19 protein-coding genes are annotated in these 20324 nt (G+C 61.1%); 12 read left to right on the top strand and 7 right to left on the bottom strand.

What is annotated here, in order from left to right; genetic code table 11:
* Positions 1-18 precede the first annotated feature (18 nt).
* Complete coding sequence (locus ACMGG9_RS03635) at positions 19-1275, bottom strand: mechanosensitive ion channel family protein (RefSeq protein ID WP_033651075.1); 1257 nt, start codon at positions 1273-1275, stop codon at positions 19-21.
* A 246-nt stretch (positions 1276-1521) separates the two neighbouring features.
* On the opposite strand from ACMGG9_RS03635, the gene malZ reads away from it, so the two are divergent.
* Positions 1522-3345, top strand: a complete 1824-nt coding sequence (gene malZ / locus ACMGG9_RS03640; protein ID WP_108680234.1) for a maltodextrin glucosidase — start codon at positions 1522-1524, stop codon at positions 3343-3345.
* A gap of 53 nt (positions 3346-3398) precedes the next feature.
* Here malZ and ggt read toward each other — a convergent pair whose 3' ends face one another.
* The 3 genes from ggt to ACMGG9_RS03655 form a co-directional block, all read right to left on the bottom strand.
* Positions 3399-5162, bottom strand: a complete 1764-nt coding sequence (gene ggt / locus ACMGG9_RS03645) for a gamma-glutamyltransferase (protein WP_072628292.1) — start codon at positions 5160-5162, stop codon at positions 3399-3401.
* A gap of 235 nt (positions 5163-5397) precedes the next feature.
* Positions 5398-6000 (bottom strand): peroxiredoxin C, encoded by a 603-nt coding sequence (locus ACMGG9_RS03650; RefSeq protein WP_004940403.1) that lies wholly within the window; start codon positions 5998-6000, stop codon positions 5398-5400.
* Between the two features lie 229 nt (positions 6001-6229).
* On the bottom strand, positions 6230-6811 hold the full coding sequence (locus ACMGG9_RS03655; RefSeq protein ID WP_033651078.1) for an ACP phosphodiesterase: 582 nt from the start codon (positions 6809-6811) through the stop codon (positions 6230-6232).
* Positions 6812-6931: 120 nt separating this feature from the next.
* On the opposite strand from ACMGG9_RS03655, the gene queA reads away from it, so the two are divergent.
* The 5 genes from queA (at position 6932) to secF (ending at position 12416) form a co-directional block, all read left to right on the top strand.
* Entirely contained in the window at positions 6932-8002 is a 1071-nt protein-coding gene (gene queA, locus ACMGG9_RS03660) for a tRNA preQ1(34) S-adenosylmethionine ribosyltransferase-isomerase QueA (protein WP_033651079.1), read from the top strand.
* A gap of 72 nt (positions 8003-8074) precedes the next feature.
* The gene (gene tgt / locus ACMGG9_RS03665; RefSeq protein ID WP_016928877.1) at positions 8075-9199 is read left to right on the top strand and encodes a tRNA guanosine(34) transglycosylase Tgt; all 1125 of its coding nucleotides are present in this window, start codon (positions 8075-8077) and stop codon (positions 9197-9199) included.
* Between the two features lie 33 nt (positions 9200-9232).
* Positions 9233-9565 (top strand): preprotein translocase subunit YajC, encoded by a 333-nt coding sequence (gene yajC / locus ACMGG9_RS03670; RefSeq protein ID WP_004940391.1) that lies wholly within the window; start codon positions 9233-9235, stop codon positions 9563-9565.
* A gap of 24 nt (positions 9566-9589) precedes the next feature.
* The gene (gene secD, locus ACMGG9_RS03675; protein WP_071845087.1) at positions 9590-11437 is read left to right on the top strand and encodes a protein translocase subunit SecD; all 1848 of its coding nucleotides are present in this window, start codon (positions 9590-9592) and stop codon (positions 11435-11437) included.
* A gap of 10 nt (positions 11438-11447) precedes the next feature.
* Positions 11448-12416, top strand: coding sequence for a protein translocase subunit SecF (secF, locus tag ACMGG9_RS03680; RefSeq protein ID WP_019454209.1), 969 nt, complete (start codon positions 11448-11450; stop codon positions 12414-12416).
* A gap of 65 nt (positions 12417-12481) precedes the next feature.
* Here the strand turns inward: secF and ACMGG9_RS03685 are convergent, their stop codons facing one another.
* The gene (locus ACMGG9_RS03685; protein ID WP_414161923.1) at positions 12482-13042 is read right to left on the bottom strand and encodes a DUF3251 domain-containing protein; all 561 of its coding nucleotides are present in this window, start codon (positions 13040-13042) and stop codon (positions 12482-12484) included.
* Positions 13043-13218: 176 nt separating this feature from the next.
* On the opposite strand from ACMGG9_RS03685, the gene nrdR reads away from it, so the two are divergent.
* The 6 genes from nrdR to pgpA all read left to right on the top strand — a co-directional run bounded on the left by nrdR (position 13219) and on the right by pgpA (position 17335).
* Positions 13219-13668 carry a transcriptional regulator NrdR gene (nrdR, locus tag ACMGG9_RS03690; RefSeq protein ID WP_004940387.1) on the top strand — a complete coding sequence of 150 codons (450 nt, stop codon included), beginning with the start codon at positions 13219-13221 and terminating at the stop codon, positions 13666-13668.
* 10 nt (positions 13669-13678) lie between these two features.
* Positions 13679-14788, top strand: a complete 1110-nt coding sequence (gene ribD / locus ACMGG9_RS03695; RefSeq protein WP_414161924.1) for a bifunctional diaminohydroxyphosphoribosylaminopyrimidine deaminase/5-amino-6-(5-phosphoribosylamino)uracil reductase RibD — start codon at positions 13679-13681, stop codon at positions 14786-14788.
* A 107-nt stretch (positions 14789-14895) separates the two neighbouring features.
* Positions 14896-15366 carry a 6,7-dimethyl-8-ribityllumazine synthase gene (gene ribE / locus ACMGG9_RS03700; RefSeq protein ID WP_004940385.1) on the top strand — a complete coding sequence of 157 codons (471 nt, stop codon included), beginning with the start codon at positions 14896-14898 and terminating at the stop codon, positions 15364-15366.
* A 20-nt stretch (positions 15367-15386) separates the two neighbouring features.
* A complete protein-coding gene (gene nusB / locus ACMGG9_RS03705) occupies positions 15387-15803 on the top strand; it encodes a transcription antitermination factor NusB (protein WP_004940384.1) in 417 nt (138 codons plus the stop codon).
* 52 nt (positions 15804-15855) lie between these two features.
* Entirely contained in the window at positions 15856-16848 is a 993-nt protein-coding gene (thiL, locus tag ACMGG9_RS03710; protein WP_033642058.1) for a thiamine-phosphate kinase, read from the top strand.
* Positions 16841-17335 (top strand): phosphatidylglycerophosphatase A, encoded by a 495-nt coding sequence (pgpA, locus tag ACMGG9_RS03715; RefSeq protein ID WP_033634010.1) that lies wholly within the window; start codon positions 16841-16843, stop codon positions 17333-17335. The genes thiL and pgpA overlap by 8 nt, the downstream gene beginning before the upstream one ends.
* Before the next feature lie 32 nt (positions 17336-17367).
* Here the strand turns inward: pgpA and ACMGG9_RS03720 are convergent, their stop codons facing one another.
* Together ACMGG9_RS03720 and dxs are read right to left on the bottom strand one after the other, a co-directional pair.
* On the bottom strand, positions 17368-18342 hold the full coding sequence (locus tag ACMGG9_RS03720; protein ID WP_033642059.1) for an aldo/keto reductase: 975 nt from the start codon (positions 18340-18342) through the stop codon (positions 17368-17370).
* A 108-nt stretch (positions 18343-18450) separates the two neighbouring features.
* A complete protein-coding gene (gene dxs / locus ACMGG9_RS03725; RefSeq protein ID WP_033651082.1) occupies positions 18451-20316 on the bottom strand; it encodes a 1-deoxy-D-xylulose-5-phosphate synthase in 1866 nt (621 codons plus the stop codon).
* Positions 20317-20324: the final 8 nt, after the last annotated feature.

Consider the following 20324-nt stretch of genomic DNA (forward strand, 5'->3'; position numbering starts at 1 on the left):
CAGTTACGTCAGCCGACGTCAGGAAGCGTTCGCGCTTTGTCGCAGCATGCCGCGCATGTCGTTGCCGGTCGGCGTCTGATGCACGCGCAGGCCGAACTCGTCGATCACCGCCAGGATATGGTCGAAAATATCCGCCTGAATGCTTTCGTACTCCGCCCAGACCGTGGTGTTGGTGAAGGCGTAGATTTCCAGCGGCAGGCCTTCCGGCGTCGGCGCCAGCTGGCGCACCATCAGCGTCATGTTTTGGTGAATGCGCGGGTGAGCGCGCAGATAGGCTTCCAGATAGGCGCGCAGCGTGCCGAGGTTGGTCAGGCGGCGGCCGTTGAGCGGCGAGGCCAGATCGACGGCGATCTCCTGGTTGTGCTGGCTCAGCTCCTGGGTCTTAACGTTCAGGTAGCTGTGCAGCAGCGGGTTGCGCTGCAGGCGGCGCTGTTCCTCTTCCGACAGGAAGTGCACGCTGCCGGTGTCGATATTCAAACTGCGCTTGATGCGGCGCCCGCCGGATTCCGACATCGAACGCCAGTTTTTGAACGAGTCGGAGATCAGCGCGTAGGTCGGTATGGTGGTGACGGTGTTGTCCCAGTTACGCACTTTGACCGTGGTCAGGCCGATGTCGGTGACCGCGCCATCGGCGCCGTATTTCGGCATTTCCAGCCAGTCGCCGATCTTCAGCATGTCGTTGGCGGAGAGCTGAATGCCGGCCACCAGCCCGAGGATCGGATCCTTGAACACCAACATCAGGACCGCTGTCATGGCGCCCAGGCCGCTGAGCAGCAACAGCGGCGATTTGCCCATCAGCAGCGAGACGATCATGATGCCGATCAGGATCGCCGCCACCAGTTTCAGGCCCTGGAAAATGCCGCGCAGCGGCAGCTGATTGGAAATCGGGCTTTGGCGCAGCAGCGCCAGCAGCGTATCCAGCAGCGAGAACAGCGACAGCAGGGTGAAGGCGAGTATCCACACCTGTGCGGCGGTGACGATCACCGCCTGAGTCTGGCTGCCGCTCTGCAGCCACAGCGTCGCCTGGATGCTGATGATCACCCCTTGCAGCAGCAGCGCCACGCGCTGGAACAGTTTGTATTGGGTGATGGCCTGTTGCCAGACGCGTTGCGACTGCTGGCCGCGGCGCTGAAGGGCGGCCAACACCACCCGGTGCAGCACCAGGTGGATCACCACCGAGATCAGGACGATCAACCCCAAGACCATCAACAGCGACATCACTCCGCCGAATTCCAACCCAAATTGTTCCAGCCAGCGCGTTATCTGTTGTTGCATTACCGCTCCTTAAAAAATGCGCAAAAAATATCCTGTATGCTCAAAACGCGTTAGCCTAAGGGGTAACGTGCAGGATTTGTGCCTGTTTACCTTTTTTTACATCGAGTTAGCGTTATTTTTCGGTCTCCGCCCCCCGGCTCATCCCTGGGTTTTGCGGTCAGAGAGGAGGGGGAGTTGCACTTAACGTGGCATTGTTCGCTTCTTGAAGAATGCCGTCGATTTCGTTTGGTACAGCAGGAGAACAGTATGCTTAACGCCTGGCATCAACCGGTTCCGCCTTTTGTGGTGAAGCAAGGGCAACGTTTGGATATCACGCTGTGGTTACAAGGGGATGAACTGCCGGAACGGGTGTTTTTGCGCGCCGAACCGGACAACGAAGAGTGGCTGCTGGTGATGAAAGCGCAGCGTCACGAGGGGGTGCGGCGCTACCAGGCCAGCCTGACGCTGAATGAGGGCGAGCCGACGCGGCGATACTGCTTCAAGCTGCTGTGGGCCGATCGCCAGCAGTGGTTCGGGCCGCAGGGCTGGTCGCTAACGCCGCCGGGCCAGCTGGCGCAATTCGCCGTCGACGAGCCTGACAACGGCCCCGAGTGGGTGGCAGATCAGCTGTTCTACCAGATTTTCCCCGATCGCTTCGCCAGCAGCGGCGGCGAGCACGGCATCCAAAGCGGCAGCTATCGCCATCACGCGGCCGGCGCCGAGGTGATCCGGCGCGACTGGCAGCATCCGCTGGAGGACAGCCACGCCGCTTCGACCTTTTACGGCGGCGATCTGGACGGCATCTGCGCCAAACTGCCGTACCTGCAGCAGCTGGGCGTGACGGCGCTATACCTGAACCCGATTTTTACCGCGCCGAGCGTGCATAAGTACGATACCGAGGATTATTACCAGGTCGATCCGCACTTCGGCGGCAACGCGGCGCTGGCGCGTTTGCGAGTGAGCACTCACAAGGTAGGCATGAAACTGGTGCTGGACGGGGTGTTCAACCACACCGGCGACTCGCATCCGTGGTTCGACCGCCATCGCCAAGGGCAAAACGGCGCCTGCCACCATCCCGATTCGCCGTATCGCGGCTGGTTCAACTTCTACCCGGACGGCCGCGCGCTCGACTGGAAGGGCAACGCCAGCCTGCCGAAGCTCAACTTCGCCGAGCCGCAGGTGGCGGAAGCGATCTATCGCGGGGAAGGCAGCGTGGTGCGTCACTGGCTGCGCCCGCCGTACAGCATCGACGGTTGGCGGCTGGACGTGGTGCATATGCTGGGGGAGAACGGCGGCGCTGCCGGCAACCTGCGTCACCTGGCGGGCATCTATCAGGCGGTGAAGCAGGAGAATCCTCAGGCCTACGTAGTGGGCGAGCACTTTGGCGACGCGCGTCGCTGGCTGCACGCCGGCGTGGAGGATGCGGCGATGAACTACATGGGATTCGCGCTGCCGGTGCGGGCGTTTTTGGCGGGGCTGGACGTGGCTTATCACCCGGTGCGGCTGGACGCCGCCGGGTGCGCGCAGTGGATGGACGGCTACCGCGCCGGGTTGCCGCACGGCCGCCAGCTGATCCAGTTCAACCAGCTGGACAGCCACGATACCGCGCGTTTCCTCACGCTGTTGCAGGGGAACGCGGCGCGCATGCAGGTGGCGGCGGTGTGGTTGCTGAGCTGGATCGGCGTGCCTTGCCTCTATTACGGTGATGAGATTGGCCTGGACGGCGGCAACGATCCGTTCTGCCGCAAGCCGTTCCCGTGGGACGTCGGCGACTGGGATCGGCCGCTGCTGGCGCTGTTCCAGCGCATGGCGGCGCTGCGTAAACAGAGCCTGGCGCTGCGTCGCGGCGGCTGTCAGGTGCTGTACGCCAGCGGAGAAACGCTGGTGTTCGTGCGCCTGTATCAGCAGGAGCAGGTGCTGGTGGCGCTGCAGCGTGACGGCAGCGGCCAGGCGCAGCTGCCGCACAACCCGCTGTTGGCCCGCGGCCCGTGGCGGCGTGTGGAAGGGCGGGGAGAGTTGAGCGAAACGGCCGGCGGGCTGCGCCTGCAGCTGGCGGAAGAATCGGCCACCGTGTGGCGCTGTGAAGGCTAAGGGAACTGCGGGGGCCGAAGGGCCCCCGCGATTAAGGTGAGTGGGCGTTTACATCAGTAACCGACCGCGGAGCCTGCCGGGCGACGCACGTCGTTGGCGCCGTACAGGTAACCTTCGCGCACTTTGCCGGAAACCGCCGAATCGTTGCCGGAGTTGGCCGGGCTGACGCCCGCCGCGCCCGGCAAACCGACCAGAATCAGTTCGGCGGCGCCCCACGGCGTTTGTTCGACCATCTTATAGCCCATGCCGCTCAGCAGTTTCAGCGTATCGGCGGAAACGCCGCGCTGTTCGTAGTACACCTCATCCGGCAGCCATTGGTGATGGATGCGCGGCGCGTCCACCGCTTCCTGCGGCGCCATGCCGTGGTCGATCACGTTCAACGCAGTCTGCAGGGTGATGGTGATGATGCGCGAACCGCCAGGCGAGCCCAGCACCATAAAGATCTTGTTGTCCTTGGTTACCAGCGTCGGGCTCATTGACGATAGTGGGCGCTTACCGGGGGCAATGCTGTTGGCGGTGCCCTGCACCAGCCCGTACAGGTTTTTCTCGCCCACTTTGACCGTAAAATCGTCCATCTCGTCGTTGAGGAAGAAGCCGGTGCCCGGTGCGATCACCACGGCGCCGAAGCGGCCGTTGACGGTATAGGTGGTGGAGACCGCGTTGCCGTCATGGTCGACGATCGAATAGTGGGTGGTTTCCGGCTTCTCATGCGGTTCCATGCCGGGCTGCACGTTTTCCGACGGCGTGGCCTTGTCCGCGACGATTTTCTTGCGGATCTGCTCGGCGTAGCTCTTGCTCACCAGCCGGTCGATCGGGTTCTTGATGAATTCCGGGTCGCCGAGGTAGGTGTTGCGGTCCATGTAGGCATGGCGCATCGCCTCGGTCATGGTATGAATGGCCGCCGCCGAGTTGAAGCCCATGCTTTTCAGGTCATAGCCTTCCACCACGTTGAGGATTTCGCACAGCGTCACGCCGCCGGAGCTGGGAGGCGGCGCCGACACGAACTTGTAGCCGCGATAGCTGCAGGTGATCGGTGGGGTTTCGGTGACTTTATAGTTGGCGAAGTCGGCCGCCGTCAAAATGCCGCCGCCCTGTTTGGCCGCCGCCTCTACCGCCTGCGGGATCTTGCCTTTGTAGAAGGCGTCGGTCCCCCCTTTGGCGATGGCTTCCAGCGTATTGGCCAGATCGGTTTGCACCAGTTTGTCCCCCGGCTGCAGCGGGCTGCCGTCCGGGCGCAGGAAGATTTTGGCCGACTCGGGATCCTGTTTGAAACGTGCAACGGTGGTGTCGAGAATATCGGTATCAGCGCGGGTCAGCACAAAGCCTTCGCGCGCCAGCTTGATCGCCGGCGCCAGCACCTGTTCGCGGCTCAGTTTGCCGTACTTCTCACGCGCGGTTTCCATTCCCAGCACGGTGCCCGGCACGCCCGCCGCCAGATAGCCGTACAGGCTGGCGTCTTTCTTCACCTTGCCGTCGGCGTCCAGATACATGTTGGCGCTGGCCGCCGCCGGCGCGGTTTCGCGGAAGTTGATGAAGGTGTCGGTGCCGTCCGCCAGGTGGACGGTCATAAAGCCACCGCCGCCGATGTTGCCGCAGCAGGGATTCACCACCGCCTGCGCGTAGCCGACCGCCACGGCGGCGTCGATGGCGTTGCCGCCCATTTTCAGGATATCCACCCCGACCTGCGAAGCCAGATGCTGCGAGGTGACCACCATGCCGTTTTTGGCCTCCACCGCCGGATTGGACGCCGCATGCAGGCTGCCGCTGACCAGCAGCGCCGCCATGGTCAGGGGTTTGCTCCATTTCTGTAAAAACATAGTTATTCCTACCCTGTCAGTTTTTTATTGTGTTGTGTTTGCTTGGCTGTTGTTCACTTGCAAAGCGCGAGCCAGCGTTATTGATAGTAGCCGCAGATGGGCGCACGCGCGGCGAGCAGGGTGGGAAATGTGAGCGGAAACAGGGAAATAAAGCACTGAAGGCGGGCGTGTTGCCCCAAAAAGGGGCATAAAAAAACCGGCCGCGGAGGCCGGTTGATTCACTATCAGGCTGAAATTACAGCTTGGCAGCGTTTTCAGACAGGTATTTTGCCACGCCGTCTGGGGAAGCGCCCATACCTGCTTTGCCTTTTTCCCACTGAGCCGGGCACACTTCACCGTGCTCTTCGTGGAATTGCAGCGCGTCAACGGTACGGATCATTTCGTCGATGTTACGGCCGATTGGCAGGTCGTTAACAACCTGAGCACGCACGATGCCGTCTTTGTCGATCAGGAAGGAGCCGCGCAGCGCAACGCCGGCTTCCGGGTGTTCGATGCCGTAAGCTTTCTGGATTTCACGCTTAACGTCAGCAACCATTGCGTATTTCACTTCACCGATGCCGCCTTTGTCGACAGGGGTTTTACGCCATGCGTTGTGAACGAATTCTGAGTCGAAGGAAACGCCAACCACTTCAACGCCACGCTTCTGGAACTCTTCATAGCGGTGATCGAAAGCGATCAGCTCGGAAGGGCATACGAAGGTGAAGTCCATTGGCCAGAAGAACAGGACGGCCGGTTTGCCGTTCAGGTGCTTCTTCAGGTTGAAGTTTTCAACGATTTCGCCGCTACCCAGTACGGCAGCTGCAGTGAAGTCAGGGGCTTGACGAGTTACCAGGACCATAATTACTCCTGTAATAGGTGTTAAAGGGTGGATGTAAAAACAAGGGCCAGTATAGGGGCCGCGACGTGGTGAATAAAGGGCAAAAGACCAATCGCTGAGATAGCTTTTACCTATTAAATTCACTAATTAAATTTGACAGGCTTTAAAAATAACCTTTTCCCACAAAAGGGCAAGCGGCAAAACGTAAATTCTTGCAAGGCGCTGCAATTTCAAACGCTTGGGCTTGACCTCACAGCGTTTTTTCCTTCGCCTGCTGCATCATTTGCGGATAAAACTGCCAGAATTGTGTTTCAAGCTGATGATAATGCCGCTCGACGTCGGCGAACGAGCCGGCCAGGGCATCGAGGCGCGGACGGCGGCTGGCCATGCCCTGCAATACCCGGGCGATGAACGGCAATTCGGCGTAGCGTTCCAGCCAGCGTTCCGGCCACAGATAGCCGTTCAGGTTCTGAAAACGCGGCGGCGTGAGCGGCAGGTAAGGTTCGATCTGGCTGCGGGCTTCCTGGGTAAACTGGTGCAGGTCGCGTGAAGGCTCCAGCTGCTGCCAGTGGCGCGCCAGAAAATGGTCCCACACCACGTCGAGGGTGATCGGCGCTACGCGGCGGTAGGGGGCGCTGAAATAGTCGCGGCAGGCTTTCACCTGCGGCAGGCTGTCGGTCAGCACGTCGACGCGGCGGTGCATCATGATGCCGGCTACGACCTCGGGCTGATAGTCGGCGGCGGGGTTGCCGCGCACGAAATCGGCCAGCAGGTTGCCCAGCAGCGAGCTGTCCGCCAGCATGGCCAGGTGAAGATGAGCGAGAAAATTCATCCCTCAACTATACCCGAAGTCAGGCAAATCCTCCTTATTTCTTGCCGCTGACCGCCCCCGGCTTTAGACTAGGCCGCCTGTTTTTTACCAACCAGCCTTAAATTGAAGAAGTGAATACCCATGCGCGTCGCTGATTTTTCGTTTGAACTTCCCGAATCCCTGATTGCCCACTATCCCCAGGCCGAGCGCAGCGCATGCCGCCTGCTGCAGCTGGACGGGCCGAGCGGGGCGCTGACGCACGGCGTATTCACCGATCTGCTGGACAAGCTGGAAGCCGGCGACCTGCTGGTGTTCAACAATACCCGCGTGATCCCGGCGCGCATGTTCGGCCGCAAGGTCAGCGGCGGCAAGATTGAAGTGCTGGTGGAGCGCGTGCTGGACGACCATCGCGTGCTGGCGCACGTGCGCGCGTCGAAAGCGCCCAAGCCGGGCGCCGAGCTGCTGCTGGGGGATGACGAGAGCATCGCCGCCACCATGGTGGCGCGCCACGAGACGCTGTTCGAGCTGCGCTTCAACGACGAACGCGATGTCTTCACCCTTCTCAACGCGGCCGGCCATATGCCGCTGCCGCCTTATATCGCTCGCCCGGATGAGGACGCCGACCGCGAACTGTATCAGACGGTCTACAGCGAGAAGCCGGGCGCGGTCGCCGCGCCGACCGCCGGTCTGCACTTCGACGAACCGCTGCTGGCGGCGCTGCGCGCCAAGGGCGTTGAAATGGCGTTCGTAACGCTGCACGTCGGCGCCGGCACCTTCCAGCCGGTGCGCGTGGAAACCATCGAAGATCACGTGATGCACGCCGAATACGCCGAAGTGCCGCAGGAGGTCGTGGATGCGGTGCTGGCCTGTAAAGCGCGCGGCAAGCGCGTGGTGGCGGTGGGCACCACCTCGGTGCGTTCGCTGGAAAGCGCCGCGGCGGCCAGCAAAGAGGCGCTGATTGCGCCGTTCTTCGGCGACACCAGCATCTTTATCTATCCGGGTTACCACTATCAGGTGATCGACGCGCTGGTGACCAACTTCCACCTGCCGGAGTCTACCCTGATCATGCTGGTGTCGGCTTTCGCCGGCTACAAAAATACCATGAACGCCTATCAGCAGGCGGTGGCCGAGCAGTATCGCTTTTTCAGCTACGGCGATGCGATGTTCATCAGCCGTAATCCGCAGGCGGAAAACGAGTCCGTCGGCGGTTAATTTCCCGGGCTGCGCCCACGGCGCGGCCCCGTTTCAACGACATCAGACTGTTTCTCTGATGCTGGAGGCTTTGTGAAGTACGAACTACAAACTACCGATGGCCGCGCACGCCGCGGCCGCCTGATTTTTGACCGCGGCGTAGTGGAAACCCCGGCCTTTATGCCGGTCGGTACCTACGGCACGGTCAAGGGCATGACGCCGGAAGAAGTGAAAGAGACCGGCGCGCAGATCCTGCTGGGCAACACCTTCCACCTGTGGCTGCGCCCTGGCCAGGAGATCATGAAGCTGCACGGCGATCTGCACGATTTCATGCAGTGGCCGGGCCCGATCCTCACCGACTCCGGCGGTTTCCAGGTGTTCAGCCTGGGGGCGATGCGCAAGATCAAAGAGGAAGGCGTGTACTTCCGCAACCCGATCAACGGCGACAAGGTGTTCCTGAGCCCGGAAAAATCGATGGAAATCCAGTATGACCTGGGTTCCGACATCGTGATGATCTTCGATGAATGTACGCCGTACCCGGCCGACTGGGACTACGCCAAGCGTTCGATGGAAATGTCGCTGCGTTGGGCGCAGCGCAGCCGCCAGCGTTTCGACGAGCTGGAAAATAAAAATGCGCTGTTCGGCATCATTCAGGGCGGCGTTTACGAAGATTTACGTGATGTTTCAGTAAAAGGGCTGGTGGATATCGGCTTTGATGGGTACGCTGTGGGCGGCTTGGCTGTAGGCGAGCCGAAAGAGGATATGCATCGCATTCTTGAACACGTTTGCCCGCAAATTCCGGAAGATAAGCCACGCTATTTGATGGGCGTCGGCAAGCCGGAAGATTTGGTGGAAGGCGTGCGCCGCGGCATCGACATGTTCGACTGCGTCATGCCGACCCGCAACGCCCGCAACGGCCATTTGTTCGTGACTGACGGTGTGGTAAAAATCCGTAATGCCAAGCACAAGGATGATACTTCTCCGCTGGATAAAGACTGTGATTGCTACACGTGTCGCCATTACAGCCGCGCCTACTTGCACCATCTCGACCGTTGCAACGAAATATTGGGTGCTCGACTGAACACAATTCATAACCTGCGTCACTACCAGCGCCTGATGGCGGGTTTACGCCAGGCTATCGAAGAGGGTAAATTAGAGCAGTTTGTTGCGGATTTCTATGGTCGGATCGGCAAGCCGATTCCGCCTTTAAACGCTTGATCTAATAATTGATAACTTAATGAGGGAATTTCAATGAGCTTTTTCATTTCTGACGCCGTCGCATCCGCAGGGGCTCCGGCTCAGGGAAGCCCGTACTCTCTGATCATTATGCTGGTGGTGTTCGGCCTGATCTTCTACTTCATGATCCTGCGCCCACAGCAGAAGCGCGCGAAAGATCACAAGAAGCTGATGGACTCCATCGGTAAAGGCGACGAAGTGCTGACCACCGGCGGCCTGATCGGTCGCGTGACCAAAGTGGCCGACACCGGCATCATCGCCATCGCGCTGAACGACACCACGGAAGTGATGATCAAGCGTGACTTCGTGGCGGCCGTTCTGCCGAAAGGTACCATGAAGGCCCTGTAATCTTTTTTCCCGAAGGGAATTGCCGTGCTAAACCGTTATCCTTTGTGGAAGTATCTGATGTTGATCGTCGTGATCCTCGTCGGTCTGCTTTATGCGCTTCCCAACATCTACGGTGAGGATCCGGCCGTACAAATCACTGGCGCGCGCGGCGTCGCCGCCAGTGAAACTACGCTGGACCAGGTCCGTACCGTATTAGAAAAAGACAACATCGCGAGCAAGTCGATTGCGCTGGAAAATGGCGCCATCCTGGCTCGCTTTAAAGATCCTGACGTTCAGCTGCGAGCCCGCGAAGCGCTGGTGACCGAGCTGGGTGACAAATTCGTCGTGGCGCTGAACCTGGCGCCGGCCACGCCGACCTGGCTGGCCATGCTGGGCGCAGAGCCGATGAAACTTGGTCTGGACCTGCGCGGCGGCGTGCACTTCCTGATGGAAGTGGACATGGACACCGCGTTGAGCAAGCTGCAGGAACAGACCATGGATACCCTGCGCAGCGAGCTGCGCGAGAAGGGCATTCCTTACGCGTCTATCCGCAAGCTGGACAACAACGGCGTGGAAGTTCGCTTCCGCGACGATGCGGCCCGTGACCAGGCCATCAGCTACATCGGCCCGCGTCAGCGCGATCTGGTGCTGTCCGCCAATGGTGCCAACACCATGAAAGCCAGCCTGACGGACGCCCGTCTGAGCGAAGCGCGCGAATACGCCGTACAGCAGAACATCACTATCCTGCGTAACCGCGTCAACCAGCTCGGCGTCGCCGAACCGCTGGTGCAGCGCCAGGGATCCGACCGCATCGTGGTTGAGTTGCCGGGCATTCAGGACACCGCACGCGCCAAAGAAATTCTGGGCGCCACCGCGACGCTGGAATTCCGTCTGGTGAACACCAATGCGGACGCCACTGCGGCGGCCAACGGCCGCGTGCCGGGCGATTCCGAGGTGAAATACACCCGCGACGGCCAGCCGATCGTGCTGTACAAGCGCGTGATCCTGACCGGTGACCACATCACCGACTCTACCTCGAGCACCGACGAATACAACCAGCCGCAGGTTAACATCTCGCTGGACAGCGCCGGCGGCACGTCCATGTCCAACTTCACCAAGGACAACATCGGCAAACCGATGGCGACCCTGTTCGTGGAGTACAAGGACAGCGGCAAGAAAGACGCCAACGGCCGTGCGGTGCTGGTGAAACAGGAAGAAGTGATCAACGTGGCGAACATTCAGTCGCGTCTGGGCAACAGCTTCCGCATCACCGGCATCGGCAACCCGAACGAAGCGCGTCAGCTTTCGCTGCTGCTGCGTGCGGGGGCGCTGATTGCGCCGATTCAGATCGTTGAAGAGCGCACCATCGGTCCAACTCTGGGTCAGCAGAACATCACCCAAGGTCTGGAAGCCTGTCTGTGGGGCCTGGTGGCGTCCATCGTCTTCATGGTGGTCTGGTACCGTAAGTTCGGCGTGATCGCCACCACGGCGCTGGTCGCCAACCTGGTGTTGATCGTCGGCGTGATGTCCCTGTTGCCGGGGGCGACGCTGACCATGCCGGGCATTGCCGGGATCGTGTTGACCCTGGCGGTGGCGGTCGACGCCAACGTACTGATTAACGAACGTATCAAGGAAGAGCTGAAGAACGGCCGGTCCGTTCAGCAGGCGATCCATGAGGGCTATAAAGGCGCGTTCTCCAGTATCGTCGACGCCAACATCACCACCCTGATCACCGCGGTCATCCTGTACGCAGTCGGCACCGGTTCGATCAAGGGCTTTGCGATCACCACCGCTATCGGTGTGGCGACGTCCATGTTCACCGCGATTGTCGGTACCCGTGCCATCGTCAACCTGCTTTACGGCGGCAAACGCATTAACAAGCTGTCTATCTGAGGAGTGCGTTGTGGCACAGGATTATACTGTTGAGCAACTCAACTACGGCCGTAAAGTCTACGACTTTATGCGCTGGGACTACGTGGCTTTCGGCATCTCGTTGGTGCTGTTGGTCGCGTCGATCGCCACCATGTCGGTGCGCGGCTTTAACTGGGGTCTGGATTTCACCGGCGGTACGGTGATTGAAATCAACCTAGAGAAGCCGGCTAACCTCGACCTGATGCGCGATACGCTGGAGAAGGCCGGGTTCCAGGATCCGATTATCCAGAACTTCGGCAGCAGCCGCGACGTGATGGTGCGCATGCCACCGGCGACCGGCACCGCAGGCCAGGAACTGGGCAATAAGGTGATCGGCGTGATCAACGACTCGGTGGATAAAAACGCCACCGTGAAGCGCATTGAGTTCGTCGGCCCGAGCGTGGGCAGCGAGCTGGCGCAAACCGGCGGCATGGCGCTGCTGGTGGCGTTGATCTGTATCCTGATCTACGTCGGCTTCCGCTTCGAATGGCGCCTGGCGCTGGGGGCGGTTATCGCGCTGGCGCACGACGTGATCATCACGCTGGGCGTGCTGTCGCTGTTCCACATCGAGATTGACCTGACCATCGTCGCGTCCCTGATGTCGGTTATCGGTTACTCGCTGAACGACAGCATCGTGGTCTCCGACCGTATTCGTGAGAACTTCCGCAAGATCCGCCGCGGCACGCCTTACGAGATCATGAACGTGTCGTTGACCCAGACGCTGAGCCGTACGCTGATGACCTCCGGGACCACCCTGATGGTGGTGCTGATGCTGTACATCTTCGGTGGCGCGATGCTGCAAGGCTTCTCGCTGGCGATGCTGATCGGCGTGTCGATCGGTACCGTTTCCTCTATCTACGTCGCGTCCGCGCTGGCGTTGAAGCTGGGGATGAAACGCGAACACATGCTGCAGCAAAAAGTGGAAAAAGAGGGCGCGGATCAGCCTTCGATTCTGCCTTAACCGCCGCAGTATTCAGCGAAATGAGAAGGAGCGCCCATCGGCGCTCCTTTTTTTTGCCTCGGATTTCAGTGTTGCTGCACCACCGCCGGCTGGGCGGTGGCTACCAGGCTGTGCAGACGGATATAGCCCAGCTGTTCCGGCGTCAGGCCGCTGAAGCGCAGCTCGAAGTCCTGCCCGGGTTTCGGCAGCAGCGAGTCGGCGCTGGCGATCGGTTGCGACAGCGCCTCGGCGGTCAGCGGCCGGCCGGTGGCCGCGTCCAGTTGGCCCCATTCCACCACCGCTTTAAACGGCGGCAGCGTGGCCTGTGAGAGAATGCGCACATGCAGCTGCGCCTGGGCACCGTTGGCTTCGCTCTTGATGTGGCTCAGCGAAACGCTCAGTTCGCCGATACCGCTTTGCAAACGGGCGGCGCTCCGCGCCGCCGGCAGCAGGTAGACGCCGTTGTCGGAGTGCTGATTGAGCTGGTTTTGCCGATCCAGCGCGGTGGCCTGATCGGTCAATACGCTCACTTTTTGGTTCAGCGCGGCGACCTGATGGCGCAGCTGAGGCACGGCGGCGTTGTGCGCGCAGCCAGTGAGCAACACGGCGGCGGCGAGCAGGGCGATTTTGGGGTAACGGGTTGTCATGACGGCGATTTCCTATGCTGAATCTCCTGCTATCAAGCTTAGCCCGCATGACGGTGAAAGTCATATCGGCGCCGCCTGCCCGCCGCTTATCGCAACAAATGGCCGACGCCCTTTGTTGTGGCTTCACTTCGGGTTAAACTGCATTTATCTATAAAAAACGTTTATCAGGACGTGTTATGCATTGCCCTTTCTGCGCCGCCGTTGATACCAAAGTCATTGATTCCCGCCTGGTGGGGGACGGTTCGCAAGTACGCCGTCGTCGCCAGTGTCTGGTATGCAATGAACGCTTCACCACCTTCGAGGTGGCCGAGCTGGTGATGCCGCGAGTGATTAAAAGCGATGAGGTGCGCGAGCCGTTCAACGAAGACAAACTGCGTCGCGGCATGCTGAAAGCGCTGGAAAAGCGCCCGGTTAGCTCGGACGACGTGGAAAACGCCCTTAACCATATCAAATCCCAACTGCGCGCCACCGGCGAACGCGAAGTGCCGACCAAGTTAGTCGGCAATCTGGTGATGGACGCGCTGAAAAAGCTGGATAAGGTCGCCTACATTCGCTTCGCGTCGGTGTACCGCAGCTTCGAAGACGTGCGCGAGTTCGGCGAAGAGATTGCCCGCCTGCAAGACTAAAGGATCTTTCATGCATCACGACGAATTTTACATGGCGCGCGCCTTCGAGCTGGCGCGGCTGGGGCGTTTCACCACCGCGCCCAATCCGAACGTCGGCTGCGTTATCGTGCGCGACGGCGAAATTGTCGGTGAAGGCTATCATCTGCGCGCCGGCGAGCCGCACGCGGAAGTGCACGCGCTGCGCATGGCGGGCGACAAGGCGCGCGGCGCCACCGCCTATGTGACGCTCGAGCCGTGCAGCCATCACGGCCGCACGCCGCCCTGCGCCGATGCGCTGGTGGCCGCCGGCGTGACGCGGGTGGTCGCGGCGATGCAAGATCCCAATCCTCAGGTGGCGGGGCGCGGCTTGTACAAGCTGCAGCAAGCCGGCGTCGAAGTACGTCATGGCCTGATGCTGGCCGAGGCCGAAGCGGTCAACCTGGGCTTCCTCAAACGCATGCGCACCGGTTTTCCCTATGTGCAACTGAAGCTGGGCGCGTCGCTGGACGGCCGCACGGCGATGGCCTCCGGCGAAAGCCAATGGATCACCTCACCCGAAGCGCGTCAGGACGTGCAGCGGCTGCGTGCGCAGAGCGCCGCCATTCTCAGCACCAGCGCCACCGTGCTGGCGGACGATCCGTCGCTGACGGTGCGTTGGGATGAACTGGATGCCGAGACCCAGCGCCTCTATCCGCGCGAAAATCTGCGTCAGCCGCTGCGCATCCTGCTCGACAGCCAAAATCGCATTACCCCGCAGCACCGCGTGGTGCAGCAGCCGGGCGCCACCTGGCTGGCGCGGCTGCAGGCGGATGAACAGGTCTGGCCGCAAGACGTTGAGCAGTTTATCTGCCCGGCGCACGGCGGCGGCGTCGATCTGGTGGTGATGATGATGCTGTTGGCCAAGCGCCAGGTGAATTCAATCTGGGTAGAGGCGGGCGCAACGCTGGCCGGCGCGCTGCTGCAGGCCGGCCTGGTGGATGAGCTCATTTTGTACATCGCGCCAAAACTGTTGGGCGATAATGGCCGCGGCCTGTGTCATTTGCCGGGCCTTGAGCGTCTGGCCGACGCACCGGACTTCGTCTTTAGCGACGTGCGCCAGGTTGGCCCCGATCTGCGTTTGCGCCTGCGGGCGAAACACTGAATCTCGCGCCCGCGCGCCGGTTTTACAAAAGCGCCGCGCAGGCGATGAAAGAATATGATAGAATCCGCCCCCCTGCGGGGTATTGAACCCATTTTTAAGGAAAGCCCATGAAAGTTATCGAAGGTGTTGTTGCTACTCCAAATGCCCGTGTGGCGATCGCAATTGCACGTTTTAACAATTTCATCAACGACAGCCTGCTGGAAGGCGCCATCGACGCGCTGAAACGCATTGGTCAGGTTGCTGACGACAACATCACCGTTGTCTGGGTCCCGGGCGCTTACGAGCTGCCGCTGACGGCGAGCGTATTGGCCAAAACCGGCAAATACGACGCGGTTATCGCGCTGGGCACCGTTATCCGTGGGGGCACCGCGCACTTCGAATATGTGGCGGGCGAAGCCAGCTCCGGCATCGGCAACGTTGCGATGAATGCCGAAATCCCGGTTGCCTTTGGCGTGCTGACCACCGAAAGCATCGAACAAGCGATCGAACGCGCCGGCACCAAAGCGGGCAACAAGGGCGCTGAAGCCGCGTTGACCGCACTTGAAATGATTAATGTTATCAAAGCTATTAAAGCCTGAATTTAGTTAAGGGGAATTCCGTGAAACCTGCTGCTCGTCGCCGCGCTCGTGAGTGCGCTGTTCAAGCGCTTTACTCTTGGCAGTTGTCTAAAAACGACCTTGCCGATGTTGAACACCAGTTCCTGACGGAGCAGGATGTCAAAGATGTTGACGTCGCCTATTTTCGCGAGTTGCTGTCCGGCGCGGCAGTGAATGCAGGTATGCTGGACGAACTGATGGCGCCTTACCTGTCGCGTCAGCTCGAAGAGCTGGGCCAGGTGGAACGCGCGGTGCTGCGCGTCGCGCTGTTTGAACTGAAAATGCGCGAGGATGTCCCTTACAAGGTGGCGATCAACGAAGCGATCGAGCTGGCGAAAACCTTCGGCGCGGAAGACAGCCACAAGTTTGTGAACGGGGTGCTGGATAAAGTGGCGCCAACCCTTCGCAAGAAAAAGTAAAAACATTAAGGCCGGCATTCCCGGCCTTAATTTCTTCTAGTGGAATATCGATATGGCATGCGGCGAATTTGACCTCATTGCCCGCTATTTTGACCGGTTTAAGCGCGTGCGCCGGGATGTACAGTTGGGCATTGGAGATGACTGCGCACTGCTGGCAGTGCCGGAAAAACAGCTGGTGGCCGTCAGTACCGATACGTTGGTCGCGGGCATTCACTTCCTGCCGGACATCGATCCGGCCGATCTCGGGTATAAAGCGCTGGCGGTCAATCTGAGCGATCTGGCGGCGATGGGCGCCGATCCGGCGTGGCTCTCGCTGGCCCTGACGCTGCCGGAGGTGAACGAACCCTGGCTGAAGGCGTTCAGCGACAGCCTGTTCGATCAACTCAATTATTACGGCATGCAGCTGATCGGCGGCGATACCACGCGCGGCCCGCTGAGCATGACCTTGACCATTCAGGGGCTGATCCCGGCCGGCCGGGCGTTGAGCCGCAGCGGCGCGCGCATCGGCGACTGGATCTATGTGACCGGCACGCTGGGCGACAGCGCCGCTGGTTTGGCGATCCTGCAGGATCGCCTGGCGGTGACGGATAGCGCGGCGCGCGATTATCTGGTCGCTCGCCATCTGCGTCCGCAGCCGCGGGTGCTGCAGGGGCAGGCGCTGCGCGATCTGGCCAGCTCGGCAATCGATCTTTCCGACGGCCTGATTTCCGATCTGAAGCACATCCTGAAGGCCAGCGACTGCGGCGCGCGCATCGTGCTGGACGAGCTGCCGATGTCGCAGGCGCTGAGCAGCCATGCTGATGCCGAACAGGCGCTGCGTTGGGCGCTGGCGGGCGGCGAAGACTACGAGCTGTGCTTCACCGTGCCGGAGATCAACCGCGGCGCGCTGGACGTGGCGCTGAGCCACCTCGGGGCCGATTACACCTGTATCGGCCAGATTGGCCCGCTGTCTGAAGGCATTCGCTATTACCGCAACGACGAGGCGGTGGTGCTGGACTGGGCCGGGTTCGATCATTTCAACGCGGAGCCGGGCACCCATGGATGAAGCCAAGCGTCGGCTGCGGATGAGCAATCCGTGGCACCTGCTGGCCACCGGGTTCGGCAGCGGTTTGTCGCCGGTGATGCCGGGCACCATGGGATCGCTGGCGGCGATCCCGTTCTGGCTGCTGCTGATCCAACTGCCGTGGCAGCTCTACTCGCTGACGGTGATGTTCAGCATTTGCATCGGCGTCTATATTTGCCACCGCACGGCAAAAGACATGAAGGTGCACGATCACGGCAGCATCGTCTGGGATGAGTTCGTCGGCATGTGGATCACGCTGATGGCGCTGCCGGTCAACGATTGGCGCTGGGTCGCCGCCGGTTTCGTCATCTTTCGCATTCTGGATATGTGGAAGCCGTGGCCGATCCGCTGGTTCGACCGCAACGTGCATGGCGGCATGGGCATCATGGTCGACGATATCATCGCCGGCGTGCTGTCTGCGGGCATCATCTACCTGATTGGGCACCACTGGCCGATCGGGCTGTTCTGACAGCCGGGCGCGGTTCTTCGCGCCCGCTTTTCTTATTCAAATCCCGTCACCCGATGCGGCACGTAAGCCGTTTCCAACTCCGCCACCTCTTGCGGCGACAAACTCAAATCGACCGCGGCAATGGCGTCGTCCAACTGCTCGCTGCGTGACGCGCCAACGATCGGCGCGCTGACCGCCGGCTTGTTCAGCAGCCAGGCCAGCGCGATCTGCGCGCGTGGCACGCCGCGTTCCTCCGCCAGGCTGGCGACGCGCTCGGCGATAATGGCGTCGATGCCTTCGGTTTCATCGTACAGGCTCTTGCCGAACTGGTCCGAGACCAGGCGGGCGGTGGTTTCGCCCCAGGGGCGGGTCAGGCGGCCGCGCGCAAGCGGGCTCCACGGCAGTACGGCGATGCCTTCGGCGGCGCACAGCGGGTGCATCTCACGCTCTTCTTCGCGCTGGATCAGGTTGTATTGATCCTGCATGCTGACGAAGCGCGTCCAGCCGTGCAGATCGGCGGTATACAGCGCCTTGGCGAACTGCCAGGCGTACATGGAAGAGGCGCCGATGTAACGCGCCTTACCGGCTTTCACCACGTCGTGCAGCGCTTCCAGCGTCTCTTCCAGTGGCGTTTCGTAATCCCAGCGATGGATTTGCAGCAAATCGACATAGTCGGTGCCGAGACGGCGCAGGCTGTCGTCGATGGACTGCATGATCTTGGCGCGCGACAAACCGCGCTCCAGGTTGCTCAGCGGGAAATAAACCTTGGTGGCGATCACCACCTCCTCGCGGCGTGCATAGTCGCGCAGCGCCCGGCCGAGGATCTCCTCGCTGCTGCCGTCGGAATAGCTGTTGGCGGTGTCGAAAAAGTTGATGCCGGCTTCCAGCGCCTGTTTCAACAGTGGGCGGCTGCTTTCTTCCGGCAGCGTCCAGGCGTGATTGCCGCGGCTCGGTTCGCCGTAGGTCATGCAACCCAGGCAGATGCGCGAGACGTTCAGATCGGTGTTGCCCAGTTTGAGATATTTCATGCTTGCCTCCCATTCACAGCTCAGACAGTAACTGTAGCGCGGATCCCGGAGGGCGGAAATGAAAACGCCCCCGAAGGCGGAGGCGTTTTATCAGGCGCGAGTGGCGAATTACTGCGCCAGCCAGGTTTCGATTTGACGCTGAATGCCGGCGGCGTCCAGCCCCAGATCGGCGCGCAGTTCTTCCTGGGTGCCCTGTGAGACGAAGCTGTCCGGAAGGCCGAGGTTCAGCACCGGCACCGGACGGCGTTTGGCCATCAGCAGTTCGTTGACGCCGCTGCCGGCGCCGCCCATGATGGCGTTCTCTTCCAGCGTGACCAGCGTTTCATGGCTGGCGGCCAGTTCGAGCACCAGCTGCTCATCCAGCGGTTTGACGAAGCGCATGTCGACCAGCGTGGCGTTGAGCGCTTCCGCCGCCGCAGCGGCCTCCGGCAGCAGGGTGCCGAAGTTGAGAATGGCGATCTTTTCCCCCTGGCGGCGCACCACGCCTTTGCCGATCGGCAGCAGGCTGAGCGGCTCCAGCACAGCGCCGGTGCCGGTGCCGCGCGGATAGCGCACGGCGCTCGGGCCGTCGTTGTAGTGATAGCCGGTATACAGCATCTGGCGGCATTCGTTTTCGTCGCTCGGCGTCATGATCACCATGGTCGGGATGCAGCGCATGAACGACAGATCGAACGCCCCCTGGTGGGTCTGGCCGTCGGCGCCGACGATGCCGCCGCGATCGATGGCGAACATCACCGGCAGGTTTTGGATCGCCACGTCATGGATCAGCTGATCGTAGGCGCGTTGCAGGAAGGTGGAATAGATCGCCACCACCGGCTTGTAGCCGCCGATCGCCAGCCCGGCGGCGAAGGTGACCGCGTGCTGCTCGGCGATCGCCACATCGAAATATTGCTGCGGATAGTCGCGCGAGAACTGCACCATGCCGGAACCTTCGCGCATCGCCGGCGTGATCGCCATCAGTGAGCTGTCTTTGGCGGCGGTTTCACACAGCCAGTCGCCGAAGATTTTCGAATAGGTCGGCAGACCGCCGGCGCTTTTCGGCAGCGTGCCGCTGGCGGGATCGAACTTCGGCACCGCGTGGAAGCTGATCGGATCCTTCTCCGCCGGCGCGTAACCGCGGCCTTTCTTGGTCATGATGTGCAACAGCTGCGGGCCTTTCAGATCGCGCATGTTTTTCAACGTGGCGACCAGGCCCTGTACGTCGTGCCCGTCTACCGGGCCGATGTAGTTGAAGCCCAGCTCTTCGAACAGCGTACCCGGCACCACCATGCCTTTCAGGTGCTCTTCGGTGCGTTTCACCAGCTCCTTGATCGGCGGCACGCCGGCCAGCACTTTTTTGCCGCCTTCGCGCAGGGTGGAGTAAAGCTTGCCGGACAGCAGCTGTGCCAGATGGTTGTTCAGCGCGCCGACGTTTTCCGAGATCGACATCTCGTTGTCGTTCAGCACCACCAGCATGTCCGGATTGATGTCGCCGGCGTGGTTCATCGCTTCGAACGCCATGCCGGCGGTGATGGCGCCATCGCCGATCACGCACACTGTACGGCGGCCTTTGCCTTCACGCTCTGCCGCCACCGCCATGCCGAGGCCGGCGCTGATCGAGGTTGACGAATGGCCGACCGACAGCACGTCGTATTCGCTTTCGGCGCGCCACGGGAAGGGGTGCAACCCGTTCTTTTGCCGGATAGTGGCGATCCGGTCGCGGCGGCCGGTCAGGATTTTGTGCGGGTAGGCCTGGTGGCCGACGTCCCACACCAGATGATCGAACGGCGTGTTGTAGACGAAATGCAACGCCACCGTCAGTTCGACGGTACCCAGCCCGGAGGCAAAGTGGCCGCTGGAGCGACTGACGCTGTTCAGCAGATATTGCCGCAGCTCATCGCACAGCTTCGGCAAGCTCTCTTTGGGCAGTGAGCGGAGTTCCTCGGGGTTTTCCGCTAGCGCCAGGGTTGGGTATTTGGCTATATCAAGACTCATTCGATACT

Source organism: Serratia sp. BNK-10 (assembly GCF_047456065.1).
GTDB classification, from domain to species: domain Bacteria; phylum Pseudomonadota; class Gammaproteobacteria; order Enterobacterales; family Enterobacteriaceae; genus Serratia; species Serratia ureilytica.

Bases quoted from the DNA above. Each gene is read 5' to 3' on its own strand.
- ggt (WP_072628292.1), bottom strand. From the start codon at position 5,162: ATGTTTTTACAGAAATGGAGCAAACCCCTGACCATGGCGGCGCTGCTG.
- nrdR (WP_004940387.1), top strand. From the start codon at position 13,219: ATGCATTGCCCTTTCTGCGCCGCCGTTGATACCAAAGTCATTGATTCC.
- thiL (WP_033642058.1), top strand. From the start codon at position 15,856: ATGGCATGCGGCGAATTTGACCTCATTGCCCGCTATTTTGACCGGTTT.
- ACMGG9_RS03685 (WP_414161923.1), bottom strand. From the start codon at position 13,042: ATGACAACCCGTTACCCCAAAATCGCCCTGCTCGCCGCCGCCGTGTTG.
- malZ (WP_108680234.1), top strand. From the start codon at position 1,522: ATGCTTAACGCCTGGCATCAACCGGTTCCGCCTTTTGTGGTGAAGCAA.
- queA (WP_033651079.1), top strand. From the start codon at position 6,932: ATGCGCGTCGCTGATTTTTCGTTTGAACTTCCCGAATCCCTGATTGCC.
- ACMGG9_RS03650 (WP_004940403.1), bottom strand. From the start codon at position 6,000: ATGGTCCTGGTAACTCGTCAAGCCCCTGACTTCACTGCAGCTGCCGTA.
- ACMGG9_RS03720 (WP_033642059.1), bottom strand. From the start codon at position 18,342: ATGAAATATCTCAAACTGGGCAACACCGATCTGAACGTCTCGCGCATC.
- ACMGG9_RS03655 (WP_033651078.1), bottom strand. From the start codon at position 6,811: ATGAATTTTCTCGCTCATCTTCACCTGGCCATGCTGGCGGACAGCTCG.
- yajC (WP_004940391.1), top strand. From the start codon at position 9,233: ATGAGCTTTTTCATTTCTGACGCCGTCGCATCCGCAGGGGCTCCGGCT.
- ribD (WP_414161924.1), top strand. From the start codon at position 13,679: ATGCATCACGACGAATTTTACATGGCGCGCGCCTTCGAGCTGGCGCGG.
- dxs (WP_033651082.1), bottom strand. From the start codon at position 20,316: ATGAGTCTTGATATAGCCAAATACCCAACCCTGGCGCTAGCGGAAAAC.
- pgpA (WP_033634010.1), top strand. From the start codon at position 16,841: ATGGATGAAGCCAAGCGTCGGCTGCGGATGAGCAATCCGTGGCACCTG.
- ribE (WP_004940385.1), top strand. From the start codon at position 14,896: ATGAAAGTTATCGAAGGTGTTGTTGCTACTCCAAATGCCCGTGTGGCG.
- ACMGG9_RS03635 (WP_033651075.1), bottom strand. From the start codon at position 1,275: ATGCAACAACAGATAACGCGCTGGCTGGAACAATTTGGGTTGGAATTC.